The sequence below is a fragment of the Paenibacillus sp. 1_12 genome, from assembly GCF_900114475.1.
GTDB lineage: Bacteria > Bacillota > Bacilli > Paenibacillales > NBRC-103111 > Paenibacillus_S.
In genome coordinates, this window is the sequence record NZ_FOTE01000007.1 from 266,091 (window position 1) to 281,995 (window position 15,905).

Annotated in this window: 11 protein-coding genes and 1 other annotated feature (1 of these 12 only partly in view); all 11 genes read left to right on the forward strand. The window is 40.0% G+C overall.

Annotated features, from left to right (window positions below; all coding sequences use genetic code 11):
* Nucleotides 1-115 (forward strand) — a binding site (T-box leader); it begins 156 nt to the left of the window's first position.
* Between the two features lie 65 nt (nt 116-180).
* The 11 genes from ilvB to BM210_RS17865 all read left to right on the forward strand — a co-directional run bounded on the left by ilvB (nt 181) and on the right by BM210_RS17865 (nt 15,877).
* A complete protein-coding gene (gene ilvB / locus BM210_RS17815) occupies nt 181-1,911 on the forward strand; it encodes a biosynthetic-type acetolactate synthase large subunit (protein WP_091170829.1) in 1,731 nt (576 codons plus the stop codon).
* 157 nt (nt 1,912-2,068) lie between these two features.
* Nucleotides 2,069-2,503, forward strand: a complete 435-nt coding sequence (locus BM210_RS17820) for a GNAT family N-acetyltransferase (protein WP_091170832.1) — start codon at nt 2,069-2,071, stop codon at nt 2,501-2,503.
* 264 nt (nt 2,504-2,767) lie between these two features.
* Complete coding sequence (locus tag BM210_RS17825; protein ID WP_091170834.1) at nt 2,768-4,360, forward strand: WD40/YVTN/BNR-like repeat-containing protein; 1,593 nt, start codon at nt 2,768-2,770, stop codon at nt 4,358-4,360.
* Nucleotides 4,342-4,935, forward strand: coding sequence for a DinB family protein (locus BM210_RS17830; RefSeq protein WP_371263496.1), 594 nt, complete (start codon nt 4,342-4,344; stop codon nt 4,933-4,935). Before BM210_RS17825 ends, BM210_RS17830 begins: the two co-directional genes overlap by 19 nt.
* Before the next feature lie 137 nt (nt 4,936-5,072).
* Nucleotides 5,073-5,951, forward strand: coding sequence for an arylamine N-acetyltransferase family protein (locus BM210_RS17835; RefSeq protein WP_091170837.1), 879 nt, complete (start codon nt 5,073-5,075; stop codon nt 5,949-5,951).
* Nucleotides 5,952-6,320: 369 nt separating this feature from the next.
* Nucleotides 6,321-7,004 (forward strand): SDR family oxidoreductase, encoded by a 684-nt coding sequence (locus BM210_RS17840; protein ID WP_256223719.1) that lies wholly within the window; start codon nt 6,321-6,323, stop codon nt 7,002-7,004.
* A gap of 19 nt (nt 7,005-7,023) precedes the next feature.
* Nucleotides 7,024-7,833, forward strand: a complete 810-nt coding sequence (locus BM210_RS17845; RefSeq protein WP_091170841.1) for a 6-carboxytetrahydropterin synthase — start codon at nt 7,024-7,026, stop codon at nt 7,831-7,833.
* A 25-nt stretch (nt 7,834-7,858) separates the two neighbouring features.
* A complete protein-coding gene (locus BM210_RS17850) occupies nt 7,859-10,393 on the forward strand; it encodes a bifunctional diguanylate cyclase/phosphodiesterase (RefSeq protein ID WP_177237877.1) in 2,535 nt (844 codons plus the stop codon).
* Nucleotides 10,394-10,844: 451 nt separating this feature from the next.
* A complete protein-coding gene (locus BM210_RS17855; RefSeq protein ID WP_091170847.1) occupies nt 10,845-12,587 on the forward strand; it encodes an ABC transporter ATP-binding protein in 1,743 nt (580 codons plus the stop codon).
* 196 nt (nt 12,588-12,783) lie between these two features.
* Entirely contained in the window at nt 12,784-14,259 is a 1,476-nt protein-coding gene (locus BM210_RS17860) for a protein adenylyltransferase SelO (RefSeq protein ID WP_091170848.1), read from the forward strand.
* A gap of 139 nt (nt 14,260-14,398) precedes the next feature.
* Nucleotides 14,399-15,877 (forward strand): Lsa family ABC-F type ribosomal protection protein, encoded by a 1,479-nt coding sequence (locus BM210_RS17865; RefSeq protein WP_091170851.1) that lies wholly within the window; start codon nt 14,399-14,401, stop codon nt 15,875-15,877.
* Nucleotides 15,878-15,905 lie beyond the last annotated feature (28 nt).

Genomic DNA, 15,905 nt, shown 5'->3' on the forward strand with positions numbered 1-15,905 from the left:
AATGGCACACGTTATCGTGCTGTAGGTGAGGGAAACCTTACCTCATGAGGCTGAAATCGTAAGATTTTTGGCAAATCAGGGTGGTACCACGAAATGTTCCCCTTTCGTCCCTTAAGGATCGGCAGTTGTTTTTGCCGCCTTAGGATGAGAGGGGTTATTTATATTTAAGGAGGCAGTCAAATGGAAAAAGAATCTACGTCCACGGACCACGCGCATCAACATTCTCAGGGTTTGATAACTGGCTCGGAGGCCCTTTTACGCGGCTTGCTATTGGAAGGTGTCGAATGTGTATTTGGGTATCCAGGGGGAAATGTCCTTTACATCTACGATGCAATGGCAAGTAATTCAGATTTCAAACACATTTTGACTCGACACGAACAAGGGGCTATCCATGCGGCGGACGGTTATGCCCGATCGACAGGAAAAGTAGGAGTTTGCATCGCTACTTCGGGTCCAGGAGCGACAAACTTAGTGACCGGAATTGCTACTGCCTATTTTGATTCTGTACCCCTCGTTGTCATCACTGGTAATGTTCCGACTGCAGTTATGGGCACGGATGCATTTCAGGAAGCAGATATCCTTAGTATTACAATGTCAATAACCAAACACAGTTACTTAGTTCGTAACCTACAAGACCTTCCCCGCATCATCCATGAAGCATTTCATATTGCAAATACAGGGAGGAAAGGCCCAGTATTGATCGACATCCCTAAAGACGTATCCAATCATAAAATACTGTTCCAGCCATCCAACCATATGAATTTACGTGGTTATCATCCATATCCAAAGCCTGATCAAACAGAGATAGATAAATTAATACTGGCTATTACAGAATCCCAAAAACCGATCATTATAGCTGGAGGTGGGGTGGTTTATTCAAATGCATCAAATGAGCTGCTCGAGTTCGTGAATAAAACGAAAATTCCTGTGGCAACCACATTGCTTGGTTTGGGTGGTTTCCCCAGTGATCACGCTTTGTGGATGGGAATGCCGGGCCATCATGGTACGTATACGGCCAATATGGCAATCCAAAACGCCGACATGATTATTTCTATTGGTTCACGATTTGATGACAGGGTTACAATGAAGCTGGATGGCTTTGCTCCACAAGCCAAACGGATTGCACACATCGATATTGATCCGGCTGAAATTGGCAAGAACATCCATGTGGATATTGCATGCATCGGTGATATAAAAGCTGTACTGGAATATGCAAATACGAAAGCTAAGTCCTCCCAATCGAGCAGTTGGATCACGAAAATCCAGGAAGACAAATTCAATTATCCATTGCAGTACCGAGATTCCGATACGGAGCTTAAACCCCAATTTGTTCTTGAAATGATCAATGAGACAACCCAAGGCAATGCGATTATTACTACTGACGTAGGTCAGCACCAAATGTGGGTAGCCCAATTTTATAAATTTAAACATCCTCGCTCACTCATAACATCAGGAGGTCTTGGTACCATGGGATTCGGGTTCCCATCTGCAATAGGTGCTCAGATAGGAAATCCAAACCGTCTTGTGATTTCTATAAACGGTGACGGGGGCATGCAGATGTGTGCACAAGAAATGGCCATCTGTGCCATTAATAATATTCCTGTCAAAATTGTCGTAATTAACAATCAAGTGTTGGGTATGGTCAAACAACAGCAAGAAATGATGTACGATAGTCGCTTTAGCCATATTGATCTTGCAGGTAGCCCCAATTTCGTAAAGCTGGCTGAAGCATATGGAATTAAAGGTTTGAGCGCAAGCAATAAAGTAGAAGCCTCCCATATTTGGCAGGAGGCTCTGCAGACACCTGGACCTGTACTTATTGAGTTTGTAGTGCCGAAAGAAGAGAAAGTATATCCTATGGTTCTTCCTGGAACGACGTTAGATCAATTGATAATGGGGGACTTCGAATGACTAATCTTGGGCTGCTGACATGGCAGCCCTTGATCAATCTAACACTTTATTTCCATCAAATAAATGGTGAATATATACAAAATATAGTATAATATTGCTGTTCCATTATACAAGACTTGATTTCATTCAATGAAACTTTGAGGTGAGGTGGAAAGATATGTCCTATTCCATTCGAAAAGCAAAAGAAGATGATATTCCTGTTCTTTCTTTACTTATGCAAGAGTTAAGCGGTATGCCTATTTCACACATTGATATGATGAACAGGCTCGAGCTGGCGGAGAAAAGTTCAACAGATACAATTTTTGTTTACGAAGAAGAAGGAGATATTAAGGCAACTCTTATATTTCGTATCCGCGAGAACTTTCGTGAGGTAAGCCGATATGGCGAAATTTGTATAGTTGTCGTTCATTCATCGGCAAAGCGACAAGGTATTGGAAAACGTTTAATGTCTTTTGCAGAACAACGTGCCACAGACTTAGGATGTATAGGAACATATCTTATTAGTGGTTTTGGTCGAAAAGACGAAGCCCATTCATTTTATTTGGATTTAGGATATGAAATTACTGGTTATCGGTTCGTAAAGAAATTATGATATCTTAATGTCAGTTTAATAACATCAGAATTAGGCTGTCGGCTGATTAGTCCGGCAGCCTTTACTACGTTCAAGGGAGTTTATTACTACAAAAAGACAAATGTATGTCTTTTAATTAAATGGTATAATTTGAGAGGGTATTTTTTGCTTTTAGCTTCATTTATTGAAAGGTTGGTAATCGCTGTGAGCCCATTGATAATAAAAGATATTCATTCATGTACAAACCACTTTGTCTCTTGTTCAAAAAAGGTGACTTCCCTCCTGATGAGCTGCATGTTTATCCTCAGTATGACAGGCAGTGTTTCAGCAGAGTCGAATATTACAGAGACTTCACCTACAACAATAAATCCTTCAATTGTGAAATTAGAGTTTGAATCGATGGACCCGCCATTTGCTGTCAGCTATATCCGTTCAGTGATGAGACCCGGAATGCTTCCGGAAGCTGTTACGAGATATCTTGGCAATAAGCATCAAGAAGTTCAAACTCATTCTACAACGAATATTGTGACCTTATGGAGATATGATATTGGCGTTAAAGAGGGATTTAATCCGATTGCAACTCGGAATGATCAAACATGGGCTGATGAAATAGGCATACAAGATGGCAGTATTTACGCTCAGTTTTTAATCCGATGGGAAAATGGTAAAGCCGAAAGTTTCTGGTTAGCTTACTTAGGGGCTGATAAAAGAATCAAATTTGAGGAAGTCACTGGGGAGTTATGGGGATCGTTATGGGCTCAGGCTCCAAAAGAACCACCCGCATCATTCGATAAGGATGTCTTTGGTAATAGCTATATGATGGACACCAGCTTTGGCTGGGCAGTTGGTAGAAAGATATGGAGAACGATAGATGGAGGGATGTCATGGATCGATCGTTCACTTCCTAAGGAAGGGGGAACCTTCGGCTTTCTTAATATTGTGGATCAAAACACATTACTGGTTCTATTTAATCCGAAAGAGGCTGGGGGAGAGATCACAAATGATAACACTGAATTCGAACTTAGCCAAAAAAACGTATATCTCACTACGGATGGTGGGGATAGCTGGGAGCAGTTAGAGCATCCTTTAAAAGGTCGCTGGGGCATTCACCCTGCGGTTACATTGTACGAGGCACAATTTGCAGATAAACATGTTGGGTATCTTTATGCTTATGCCGAACCTGGTATGGTGAAGGAACGTAAAAGTTTATTTTTGATGACCACAGATGGCGGACAAGATTGGACTGTACGCAGCGAAGATATTACGAATCAAGAGGATCTTGGTAATGCTACGCCTTACGGTATGGTGCTACGAGATCTTAAAGAACCGTGGATCACATACAACAATACGGATAACGGAAACCCCTTAATAATGAAATCCACCACCGACGGTCTTTCTTGGGAGCGAGTGAAATTGGAATTACCAGTTCAGGCATTAGACAAAATTACTTATCCGTTAACAAGTCCATTTTTCTGGGGACCCCATCATTCAAATGGGCTCATTGCCTTTTCATTAAGCAAAGATAGTAGCTTGGAAGGGATTATTTGGTACAAAACCACAGATGGAGGCATTAGCTGGACAAGTCAGGTTTCGACTTATGAAAGTATAGCAGCCCGGCAGCCTTTAGTGGGGCCAAATAGGGTGGATTTTTCGATTTTCGCCTATGATCTCAATAACATATGGATTCTTGATAATGCTTTAGGTGAATTGTATCGTACTACAGATGGCGGTGAGAAATGGCAGTATCTGGGTTCATCTCCATCTTTTCAAAATGTTCAGAGGCTGATATTTTCAAGTCCAGCTGAAGGTATCGCTTATTCCCGTTTTATTAGCCTCCATACGAAGGATGGAGGAACAACTTGGATGGAACCACAATAGCAGATCAGGGTTTGAATGAATACGTTCGAGATCATGACCAACAAGGATTAAGAACTAAAGTGAAGGGAACGATACAATTGAATCAATATGAGTTGATTGAGGTATATAAAAATAAGTTGCAAAGTTATTCACCGGAGCAACTTAGGCGTGTAACCGAGCAAGGAGTTTGGTCTCTCGGCCAAATGTACAACCACTTGATCCTTGTGGCTTATGAGTACCTTAACCATGTGGAAACTTGTATGTCAGAAGGAGAGGAACAAAAGTGCGGTAAGACAGAGGCCGGGGAGCAGGTGTACAGGCTTGGCAGATTTCCACCCATCAAAATCAAGCTGCCAGATCACCTGGACAATCCCAACAATTCGGAAAGTAAAGAGGATCTTACCATCGGGCTCGACCAACTGCGGCAGAAGATGATGGAATGGGAAGGAAAAGTGGACACCGTGAACCCAAACTATAAGTTTAAACATGATGGCTTCGGCTGGTTGAATGCGCGAGAGTGGTTCGATCTTATTGGTATGCATTTCCGTCATCATCTGCTTCAGAAGAGCGAACTGGAACAGAAGCTTGGGATATAAGCATGGATATGGATAGAACTGTACCGGTACAGTTCAGTTATATATGAATTGCCAGATGAAGTCTCTCCCTTTACAATGGGGCTACGCAGCCGAAGGATTATCACGGTGAGTGATTCAGAAATCAGAGGTGACTCCCATTGTATCATATGACGAAAGAGGAAATAAAAGCATACCTGCGCAGAATCGGTATTGTGGAACAACAGGCACCTACCAAGGAATATTTATTTGCGCTGCATCAAGCTCATGTGAGGACTCTTACGTGGCAAACGATAGACATTTTTGCGGGCAAACCGGCAGCAATCGGTTTCAAAGAATCCATTCAACTTATTCTCAATAGCAGAAGCGGTTACTGCTTTCACCTGAATGGGGCATTCAGTGCCCTACTCCATTCCTTGGGCTATCAGGTAAATTTGCACCGAGCTGGAGTTCAGCCATTGGGAGCCGAACCGCGTGTGAATTCGTTCCATCTGGGTCTAAGTGTTAATCTTGTGAATGACAAGGAGGGAGAGGATCGGTGGATTGTCGATGTGGGGTTGGGAGATATGCCTTATGAGCCAGTTCCGCTTCAGCACGGCCTCTATAAGCAGGGGCATTTGAGCTACAAGGTGATGGAATCCAGCGTGGTGACCAACGGATGGCGCTTGGAGCATGATCCACTGGCCTCTTTTGTTGGGGTAGATATTGATGCTGCGGTGATTGGGAGTTTGGAGTCGTTTAAACCGAAGCATGATTATTACAGCCGCTCACCGGAATCACCTTGGATTAATATTTTTCTGGTTAGACAAAGAGATGCCGGTGAAAGCAACGAGCTCCGAGGATGCATATGGAGCAGGCGCCATAAGGACGGCCTGACGAAGATCGAAGTGGGAAGTAAAACACAATGGCTAGACCTTTTGGGGGATGTCTTCAAAGAACATCTGGTGAATTACAGCAGCTTGGAACGCGACGAACTATGGAAAAGGGTAGAGTCCGCGCATACAGAGTGGAAAGCCTCCAAGCTTGGAGCGGGAAAATAGTTAGGTGAGAAAACGGCAGAGATGTCGTTTTTTTTGTTTGATACGTTGTATACTCATGACAAGATTATGTACGTGTCAACGTGTTTAAAATTGAGAAGTGACATCATTACGGCGTATTTTCGAATAAAAAATGAGTCATTCTTTGATGTTGTTAATGCGTAACGCATTTAAATGTAATTTAATACCAAAATGTCTTTAAAAATATAAATTGTATGATGAAAAATGTGGAATTTTATTCTAAAGTTACTGTCGAATCTACAAGCAACATGTTAGAATAAAGAAAGCAATAGAGTTTAGATATTTTCTCAAATAAATATATTGATTACGGACACAAATGAAATCGTTTTATTTAGAGGGGGATAATGAATTGTGCAGGATAAGGTAGTGGCTATTACGGGTGGAGCTGGTGGTATAGGAAAAGAAGTGGGTGAGTTGCTTGCTTCAGTGGGAGCCACTGTGTGGTCTGGGGATTTACAAACGAATCCTTCTGCCTTATCAGGAAAAATAAGATATTCCTATTTAGACGTAACAGATGAGGAATCCGTAGTTTCTTTTTTTTCTAACATTCAGAATCATAGCGGTCGAATAGATTTGCTTATTAATTGCGCAGGGGTTGGCTTGTTTAAACCCATTACTGAAATAAGTTTAAGTGAGTGGAAAAAGGTTATTGATATTAATTTAACGGGTACTTTTCTTTGTTCAAAAGAAGCATTTAAGCTCATGAAACTAAATAGTGGAGGAAGAATTATTAATATATCCTCAGTTGCAGGTTATATTCCACTAGCCAATAACGGAGTGTACGGAACATCTAAATATGCGGTACATGGTTTTTCACAAATATTAAACGAGGAAGGGAAAAACGATAATATTAGAGTCACGACTATTTTCCTGGGAGCAACAGGTACTGAGATCATTAATAGTATCGGAGACTTTGAGGCTGCAGATTTGTTAAATGTAAAGGATGTTGCAGAAGTATTTTTAGATTTGGCCAAGAAACCACTACATATGCGAATAGACGAAATCAAAGTGTTGCCCCCGAAGGGTATACTCTAAATCAAAGGACAGTGAGAAAATGTCATTAGCTTATATTACAAGAAAAATACATTTTTCCGCCGCTCATTCTTATCGGGTCTCGAATTGGAGCGAGGATGAAAATATTCAGGTTTTTGGATTGTGCAGTAATTCTAATGGTCACGGTCACGATTACGAGTTGGAATTAACGATACGTGGAGAAATTGATGAAAAATCAGGGATTGTTATTAATGTAGTGGAGATCGATAAAGTTATTAAACAAGTAATAGATGAAATTGACGGTAAATTTCTGAATAAAGAACATCCCTATTTCATCGAACATATACCAACCACAGAGAATTTAACCACTTACCTATGGAATAGGATTGATGGTAGTTTTACGAATGTCGAGTTATTTCGAATTCGAGTGTTGGAAAATCATTACTTACAATCAGAAAAGGGGAGAGGTCCTTTGGTTTACTTAACAAGACAGTACCATTTTTGTTCAGCTCATCGTTTACATAGTGATCATCTATCTGAAGAAGAGAACAAGGAACTTTTTGGAAAATGCAACAATCCACATGGCCATGGACACAATTATTACCTTGATGTTAGTGTGGGTGGAGAACCAGATCCTATTACGGGAATGATAATGAATTTGGCCGAGTTAGATCAAATTGTAAATACAGTCATCATAAATAAATATGATCATAAACATCTAAATCTGGATACAGAGGATTACAAAGAAATGAATCCAACTGGAGAAGTTATGGCGATGGTAATCTGTAACCTGCTCAAGTCTAATATTCCAAAATTACACCGAATTGGATTATGGGAAACGAAGAAAAATTATTTCGAATACTTTGCTTAGAAATTACACCTAAAGGATGATTAACTTGTCACTAAAGAAGAAACTATCTATTATGTTTTCATTAATTGTGACACTTATTCTTATTTTAAACAATGTAATCAATTATTTCTTTGCTGAGAATCTTCTTAGAACGGATCAGGAAAAACAAACGGAGATCCTTGCTAATGTGATCGGAATATCCATAGAACGTTCCCAATACAGTGCTCAGTATGTCGAAGACTTGATTGGCGAAAAATTGCGTATTGCCGGAATCGCTGCACAATATGCTCTAGATCCTGATGCAGACAAAGTTACCAACGAAGAACTTAAAGATGTCGCGGATAAGATTGGAATTTCACATATTACTTTACTAACAAAAACAAATGACGACATCAAAGGAATAAAATCCACAGAACCTAAAGAAATAAATATGAGCACAAAGGATTGGAAATACTGGTTTACAGCGTTTAATCAATTATTCAATTATACAAACGTATCCATTCCTGAAGGACAAAAATTAAAAAATTATTGGTCTGGACCTATGAATACGTCCTATACGGATCCCGATCATGTTGACAAATGGGGGTATTATTACGATGGCACAACAAACTATATTATTAACCCCTATGATAGAGACGAGCAAATAATAAGTTTTAAAAATCAAGTGGGTGTTGAATATATCTTAGGACAAACTCTTAAAAATAATGATACGATTTTGGAAATTACTGGGTTTAACCCTAAGACGTTTGGTAAGCCACCCATTTATACTGAAATAGAAGGTTCGAAGTATATTGATTATGTAAATCAGGAAATACAATTCGGTAAATATACTTTTGCGAATAAGTCTAAGGACTTATTGGTCATTAATGAAGCTATCAGCACAGGGAAATTAGTCAGTTACATTACTACATTAAATGAGAAAAAGGTTTTGAAAAGCTTTATTCCAATTGCTAAAGATTCCTCTTATGTTATTGGAATTGTAACGGATTATAATATTATTCAAAGTGTATTAAATATGCAGCTTAGTAATAATTTAATTATTTCTTTAATTGTGATAGTTGTCGTTTTACTATTTAGTTTCGTTCTCGCAACCTACATTGTCAAACCGCTTAACTCGATATTAAACAAAGTAAATGAGATCGCTAATGGTAATTTTGGTGTGAAGATCAACGTAAACCGAAGCGATGAATTCGGTTTGCTATCTAATCAAGTTAACATCATGTCACATAACTTAGAAACCTATACCAATGAGCTTAAGACAAAAAATGCTGAGATTGAATATTACGCTTATCAAGATTACTTAACCGGTTTACCTAATAGAAGGTCTTTTATTAATAGATTACAAAATCGATTGGAAAACTATGATGGTTCCAGCAGTCTCGCTATTATCTTTGTAGATCTGGATAGGTTTAAATTTGTTAATGATACGTTTGGACATTCAGTGGGAGACTTATTACTTAAGGCTGTAGCCATACGGATTTCTGAAGAAATCCGAGATCACGGAACAGCATCACGAATAGGTGGAGACGAGTTTATATTAGAAATTCTACATCATTCACGAGAAGACATATCCCAATTAGCCCAAAGGATTCTTAAGGAATTGTCAAAACCTTATATTTGTGAGGGAAATGAACTTATTATTACTCCAAGTCTTGGGATTAGTTTATACCCTGATAATGGATGTGACGCAGAAACATTAGTTCATAATTCGGATATTGCCATGTATCGTGCTAAAGAACAGGGGAGAAATAATTATCAATTTTATGCATATGAGATGAATGAAGTAATATCCAAGCGTGTTCAGTTAGAAAAACGACTACGGACTGCTTTAGATAATAATGAATTTGTCCTTTATTATCAGCCTCAAATACATTTAGAAACAGGAAATATTAATGGAATCGAAGCCTTGATTCGATGGAACCAACCCGAACTTGGCTTAATTCCCCCATTAGATTTTATTCCTTTAGCCGAGGAGATAGGGTTAATTGTTCCGATCGGCGAATGGGTCTTGCGCAGGGCCTGTGAACAGAACGTAATTTGGCGAAATGCAGGATATCCCCCTATGAGGGTATCTGTTAATCTTTCAGCTCGACAATTTTTGCAAAAAAGTTTGATAGAAAATGTTAAACAAATATTAATAGACACGGGTCTTGAGCCCCATCTGCTTGAGCTGGAAATCACAGAAAGCATAGCGATGCATAATGAGGAATATGTAATTACAAAGCTTAATTCCTTAAGCAGCTTAGGTATCAAAATTGCGATTGATGATTTCGGAACGGGTTATTCTTCCTTAAGCTATATTAAGAAACTCCCTCTTAATACCTTGAAGATTGATAAATCATTTTTAGCTGATATTAAAAATGATTCGGATGATGAGGAGATTACATCAACTATTATTGCAATGGCACGAAGCATGAAACTTAACGTTATTGCGGAGGGGGTAGAGACAAGAGCACAGCTTAACTTCCTCCAACAACGCAAATGTGATGAAGCGCAAGGATATTTATTTAGTAAACCGTTGACAGAGGAGGATCTTGGCGACTTATTAGATAATCAGAAGCAGCGGCAAGTCTTTTATTAAATATCGGAAACATCAATAAATACTGAAGTGGGTAAAATATCAGCGTTTTTTTAAAAATATTGAAAGAAGGTTCTTGTCATCATTTGATGTCAAGAACCTTCTTTTATTTCCGAGGATGCGTTTATATTGAGTTACGATATCGAACAAGTCATCTGCTATCACGGCGGATCGTATAATGAATCGGATGTGCATCACCATTTGTGGGACCAGTTGCAATTAGATAGATTTCGCCGGGTGTTCAACACAGGAAAGAACAACTAAAACTAAAATATATTGTACGCTTTTGTAAGAAAGTGTTTATACTAAAGGAACCTACGAATAAGGAGGCAATAAACATGAAAAAAATGATGAACCACACCATGCCAACATATAAGGGTGGATCCATTATATAAATGGTTAAAGTTTATACCCCTTATGTGTTATTCAAAAAACACGAAGAAGGGGGAAAACCATGCGTTTTCCAGTGAAAAAATTTCTTTCCTATTATAAACCGTATGGAAAGTTGTTTATGCTCGTATTAGCTTGTACTTTTATCGTTTCTGCTGTGAGCCTGGTGTTTCCGCTGCTTGTTCAGCATATTACGAAAAATATACTGGCAGGAGACTTGTCTACTGCACTGAGTAAAGTGTATGGGATTGGCGGATTGATGGTTATTTTGGTCGCTATCCAGAATATCGGGAACTATTTTGTAGACTATAAAGGTCATGAAGTCGGCGCTCGTATGGAAAGTGATATGCGCAGCGAGCTGTTCGCCCATATGCAATCCTTTTCTTTTGATTTTTATGATAAGGAAAAAACAGGAAATCTCATGTCCCGCATAACGAACGATCTGCTACTGCTTTCCGAATTGTACCATCACGGTCCGGAAGACTACGTCAAATATCTCGTCCGCTTTATTGGGGCATTTGTTATTTTATTCTCTATCAATGCTCCTTTAACCATTGCGGTATTCTGTTTCTTTCCAATCTTAGGTGCTTTATCTTTGTATTTCAATAAAATACTGAACAAAGCATTAAGAAGAAACAAAGAGCGAATTGGGGACATTAACGCACAGGTAGAGGATAGTTTATCAGGAATCCGCGTAGTCAAATCGTTCGCCAACGAGCACGTAGAGATTGACAAGTTTATCTGTGAAAATAATCGTTTCCTCGATAGCCGCAAGAAGACGTATAAGGCTGAAGCGTATTTTTTTAACGGTGTTGAAACCATAATCCAACTGATTACGATTACGGTGGTCATCTTTGGAAGTGCCAGTATTGTCGGAAATACGTTGGATTTAGCAGATTTGATCACTTTTTTACTATATATCGGCTTTATGGTTGAACCTATTCAACGACTGACGCATATGAGCACACAGCTGCAAGAAGGAATCACAGGCTTCCAGCGATTTATGGAAATGATGAACTTGAAACCAACGATCAAAAACAAACCGAATGCCTCGATTCTGAAGGACGTATATGGCGAGATTGAGTTCAAGCAAGTATCCTTCCGTTACGAGGATCATTTGAATCGGGTATTGGCAAACCTCTCACTTCGTGTACAACCGGGAGAATACGTTGCGTTAGTGGGTCCGTCCGGAGCCGGTAAAACGACATTATGCTCGCTCATTCCTCGCTTTTATGACGCGACCCATGGAGAGGTTCTGCTAGACGGAATCAACGTCCGGGATATCGATCTGCGATCTTTAAGAAATCATATCGGTGTTGTGCAGCAGGATGTCTACCTTTTTGCGGGAACGGTTATGGAAAATATCCGTTATGGGAATCCAACTGCGAAAGATGCTGATATTTTTACAGCCGCCAAGCACGCCAACGCCCATGACTTTATCATGAGCTTGCCTAATGGCTATCACTCCGAGATCGGACAACGAGGCGTCAAACTGTCTGGTGGTCAAAAGCAGCGGCTTAGTATTGCTCGTGTATTCTTGAAAAATCCCCCCGTACTGATTTTAGATGAGGCAACGAGTGCATTGGATAACGAGAGCGAAAGTATTGTCAAGGAATCGCTAGAATCGTTAGTACAAGGGCGTACAACCATTGTGATTGCCCATCGCCTGTCCACGATTCGCAATGCTCAACGAATTATTGTATTAACGGAGGATGGGATTGTGGAGCAAGGTACGCACGATGTGTTGCTTTCGCTCGATGGAGTGTATGCACGCTTGTATGCCAAGCAGTTTGAATTACAAGCATAAGCTCTTACATTACTAATCGGGCTTCCTTAATGAAAATGAAGAGGTGGCCCCATATTATTCATTTTGGCTTAATCCACGGAACGCAAATCATTAAGTATTAGACTGAACGAACGGGCAAAATAACGTATGCTTCTACACGACTTATGGTATGCTTTAAAGAAAGGAACGAAAATGAATCATTTTCAAAGGAGATGCAATGATACACACAAACGTAATAAATGAAGCAGGATGGAACTTTGACAATAGTTATGCTCGTTTGCCTAAATCAGTTTTTACCACACAGGGTCCAAACCCTGTAAGCTCACCGAAGTTGATCATATTTAATGAGTCGTTGGCAACGTCTCTGGGCTTGAACGTTCAAGCACTGCAAAGCAATGATGGAATAGCTGTACTTGCCGGCAACCAGTTCCCTGAAGACGCTATGCCTCTTGCTCAAGCTTACGCAGGGCATCAATTCGGGTATTTTAACTTATTAGGAGATGGCCGGGCTGTACTGCTTGGCGAACAGATCACCCCCCAAGGGGATCGGGTTGATATTCAGCTTAAGGGTTCAGGTAAAACAGCATACTCCCGCCGAGGTGATGGTCGAGCGTCGCTTGGACCGATGCTGCGCGAATACATGATCAGTGAAGCTATGCACGCGCTTGGTATTGCAACTACCCGCAGCCTAGCAGTGGTGACAACCGGTGAATCAATATTCCGCGAAACTGAGCAACCAGGTGCGATTCTGACTCGCGTGGCTGCCAGTCATCTACGTGTAGGAACCTTTCAATACGTTGCAAATTGGGGCACTATCGAGGATCTCCGGGTACTGGCTGATTACACATTGCAAAGACATTTTTCAGAAGTTGACACGGATGAGAACCGATATCTTACTTTACTTAAGGAAGTGATCAAGCGTCAGGCTGTGCTGATTGCCAAATGGCAGCTTGTTGGCTTTATTCACGGAGTGATGAACACCGACAACATGGCCCTTAGCGGAGAAACTATTGATTACGGTCCTTGTGCCTTCATGGATGCCTATGATCCAGCAACAGTTTTCAGTTCCATTGACATGCATGGCCGCTATGCTTATGGCAACCAGCCGCATATCGCCGCGTGGAATCTTGCGAGATTTGCTGAAACCTTATTACCTCTGCTGCATGTCAACGAGGAGCAAGCCATCAAACTGGCCGAGAATGCGATTTCAGATTTTATGAAGTTGTATCAACATCATTGGCTCACCGGAATGAGGGCAAAGCTGGGAATCTTAGACGAAGAACTTGAGGATGCGTCCCTTATTGATGACTTACTCAGTTTGATGCAAAGGAATCATGCGGACTATACCAATACGTTCCGCGCATTAACTTTTGATAAGCCAGAGGATACAGTCCTGTTTGGTACAACAGGATTTGCACAGTGGCATGAGCAGTGGCAGGCGAGATTAAGCAGGCAGCAGGAATCAAAAACTTCCTCGCATCTGTTGATGCAAAACAGCAATCCGGCGCTAATCCCGCGCAATCACCGGGTAGAAGATGCACTTGAAGCCGCAGTGGAAGATGGAGACTACACCGTAATGGAAAGGCTGCTTGATGTTCTATCAAGTCCTTACGCGCATGCTCCCGAGCAGGCTGATTACTCCACATTGCCTTCGCAATCAACCCGTCCTTACCAAACCTTTTGCGGTACTTGATATAGTTACTCAATCTTTTCACTCAAATCATATATCCTTATCTAACTCCAGAAGTGGATTGGATTTGTTGTATTTATTTGAGCTACAAGAAAGTAACTTTCTTGTAGCTTTAATATTTATCATACAGGAGGATCATTTTATGTCATTAATAAATGTTACAAATCTGACATTTGCCTATGATGGCAGTTACGATAACATATTTGAAAACGTAAGCTTTCAAATCGACACCGATTGGAAATTAGGATTTACGGGAAGAAACGGTAGAGGTAAGACAACATTTTTCAACTTGCTGCTTGGTAAATATGAATACAGCGGACATATATCTGCTAATGTTAGTTTTGAATATTTCCCTTTTCATGTCGAAAACAAGGAAAATAATACCCTTGATGTAATCAACGACATTTTCCCAGATTATGTTCAATGGAAATTATTACGTGAACTTTCATTGCTAAAGGTTTCTGAGGATGTTTTATATCGGCCCTTTGAATCTTTGTCCAACGGAGAGCAAACGAAAGTGTTGTTGGCTACATTATTTCTTAAGGAAAATAGTTTTCTATTAATTGATGAACCGACCAATCATCTTGATATGAATGCAAGAAAACTCGTCAGTGATTATCTCCATACCAAAAGCGGATTTATTCTGGTGTCTCACGACAGATCCTTTCTTGATAACTGTGTTGATCACATACTTTCAATCAATATGACGAATATAGAAATTCAAAAAGGTAATTTCTCCGATTGGTGGGAAAATAAAAAGAGACAGGATAACTTTGAGCTTGCAGAGAACGAAAAGCTACGAAGAGACATTAAACGCTTGTCGGAATCTGCTCAACGAACGGGCAACTGGTCAAACGAAGTGGAAAAAACGAAAAATGGTACAAGAAATTCCGGTTCCAAGGTAGATAAAGGGTATATTGGTCACAAGGCTGCTAAAATGATGAAACGCTCTAAAGCAATTGAGCAAAGACAGCAAGCTGCTATTGATGAAAGGTCTAAGCTTCTTAAAAATATTGAAAACTCGGACAGCTTAAAAATTTCACAACTTGCTTTTTATAAAAGCCAACTCGCTGAACTTGAAAATGTTTCGATTTATTACGGTGAGAAGAGGGTTTGCAGCGAGATAAGTTTTACTATTGAGCAAGGTGAGCGAATTGCGCTTTCAGGTAAAAACGGTTCCGGTAAATCAAGTATTATCAAACTTATTTGTGGTGAGAACCTAGACTATACGGGTACTTTCCGAAAGGGGAGTCAGCTTAAAATATCGTATGTTTCACAGGATACCTCACATTTACAGGGCAATTTAACGGATTATGCTAGGAACAATGGGATCGATGAAAGCCTTTTTAAATCTATTTTAAGAAAGCTTGATTTTTCAAGAGTTCAATTCGAAAAGGATATTTCCGCTTTTAGCGGCGGCCAAAAGAAGAAGGTACTGATTGCAAAAAGTCTTTGTGAGAACGTTCATTTGCACATTTGGGATGAACCGCTTAATTTTATCGATATTATTTCTCGCATGCAAATTGAAGAGTTACTGCTTGAATACTCACCAACGATTCTTTTTGTGGAGCATGACAGTGAATTTTGCAAAAATATTGCTACAAAGATCATTGAACTCTAAGGATAAAATCTCCTTCGTATTGTATGTT

Excerpts from the sequence above, each read along its gene's own strand:
- BM210_RS17860 (WP_091170848.1), top strand. The coding sequence starts at position 12,784 with ATGATACACACAAACGTAATAAATGAAGCAGGATGGAACTTTGACAAT.
- BM210_RS17825 (WP_091170834.1), top strand. The coding sequence starts at position 2,768 with ATGAGCTGCATGTTTATCCTCAGTATGACAGGCAGTGTTTCAGCAGAG.
- BM210_RS17845 (WP_091170841.1), top strand. The coding sequence starts at position 7,024 with ATGTCATTAGCTTATATTACAAGAAAAATACATTTTTCCGCCGCTCAT.
- BM210_RS17855 (WP_091170847.1), top strand. The coding sequence starts at position 10,845 with ATGCGTTTTCCAGTGAAAAAATTTCTTTCCTATTATAAACCGTATGGA.
- BM210_RS17865 (WP_091170851.1), top strand. The coding sequence starts at position 14,399 with ATGTCATTAATAAATGTTACAAATCTGACATTTGCCTATGATGGCAGT.
- ilvB (WP_091170829.1), top strand. The coding sequence starts at position 181 with ATGGAAAAAGAATCTACGTCCACGGACCACGCGCATCAACATTCTCAG.
- BM210_RS17820 (WP_091170832.1), top strand. The coding sequence starts at position 2,069 with ATGTCCTATTCCATTCGAAAAGCAAAAGAAGATGATATTCCTGTTCTT.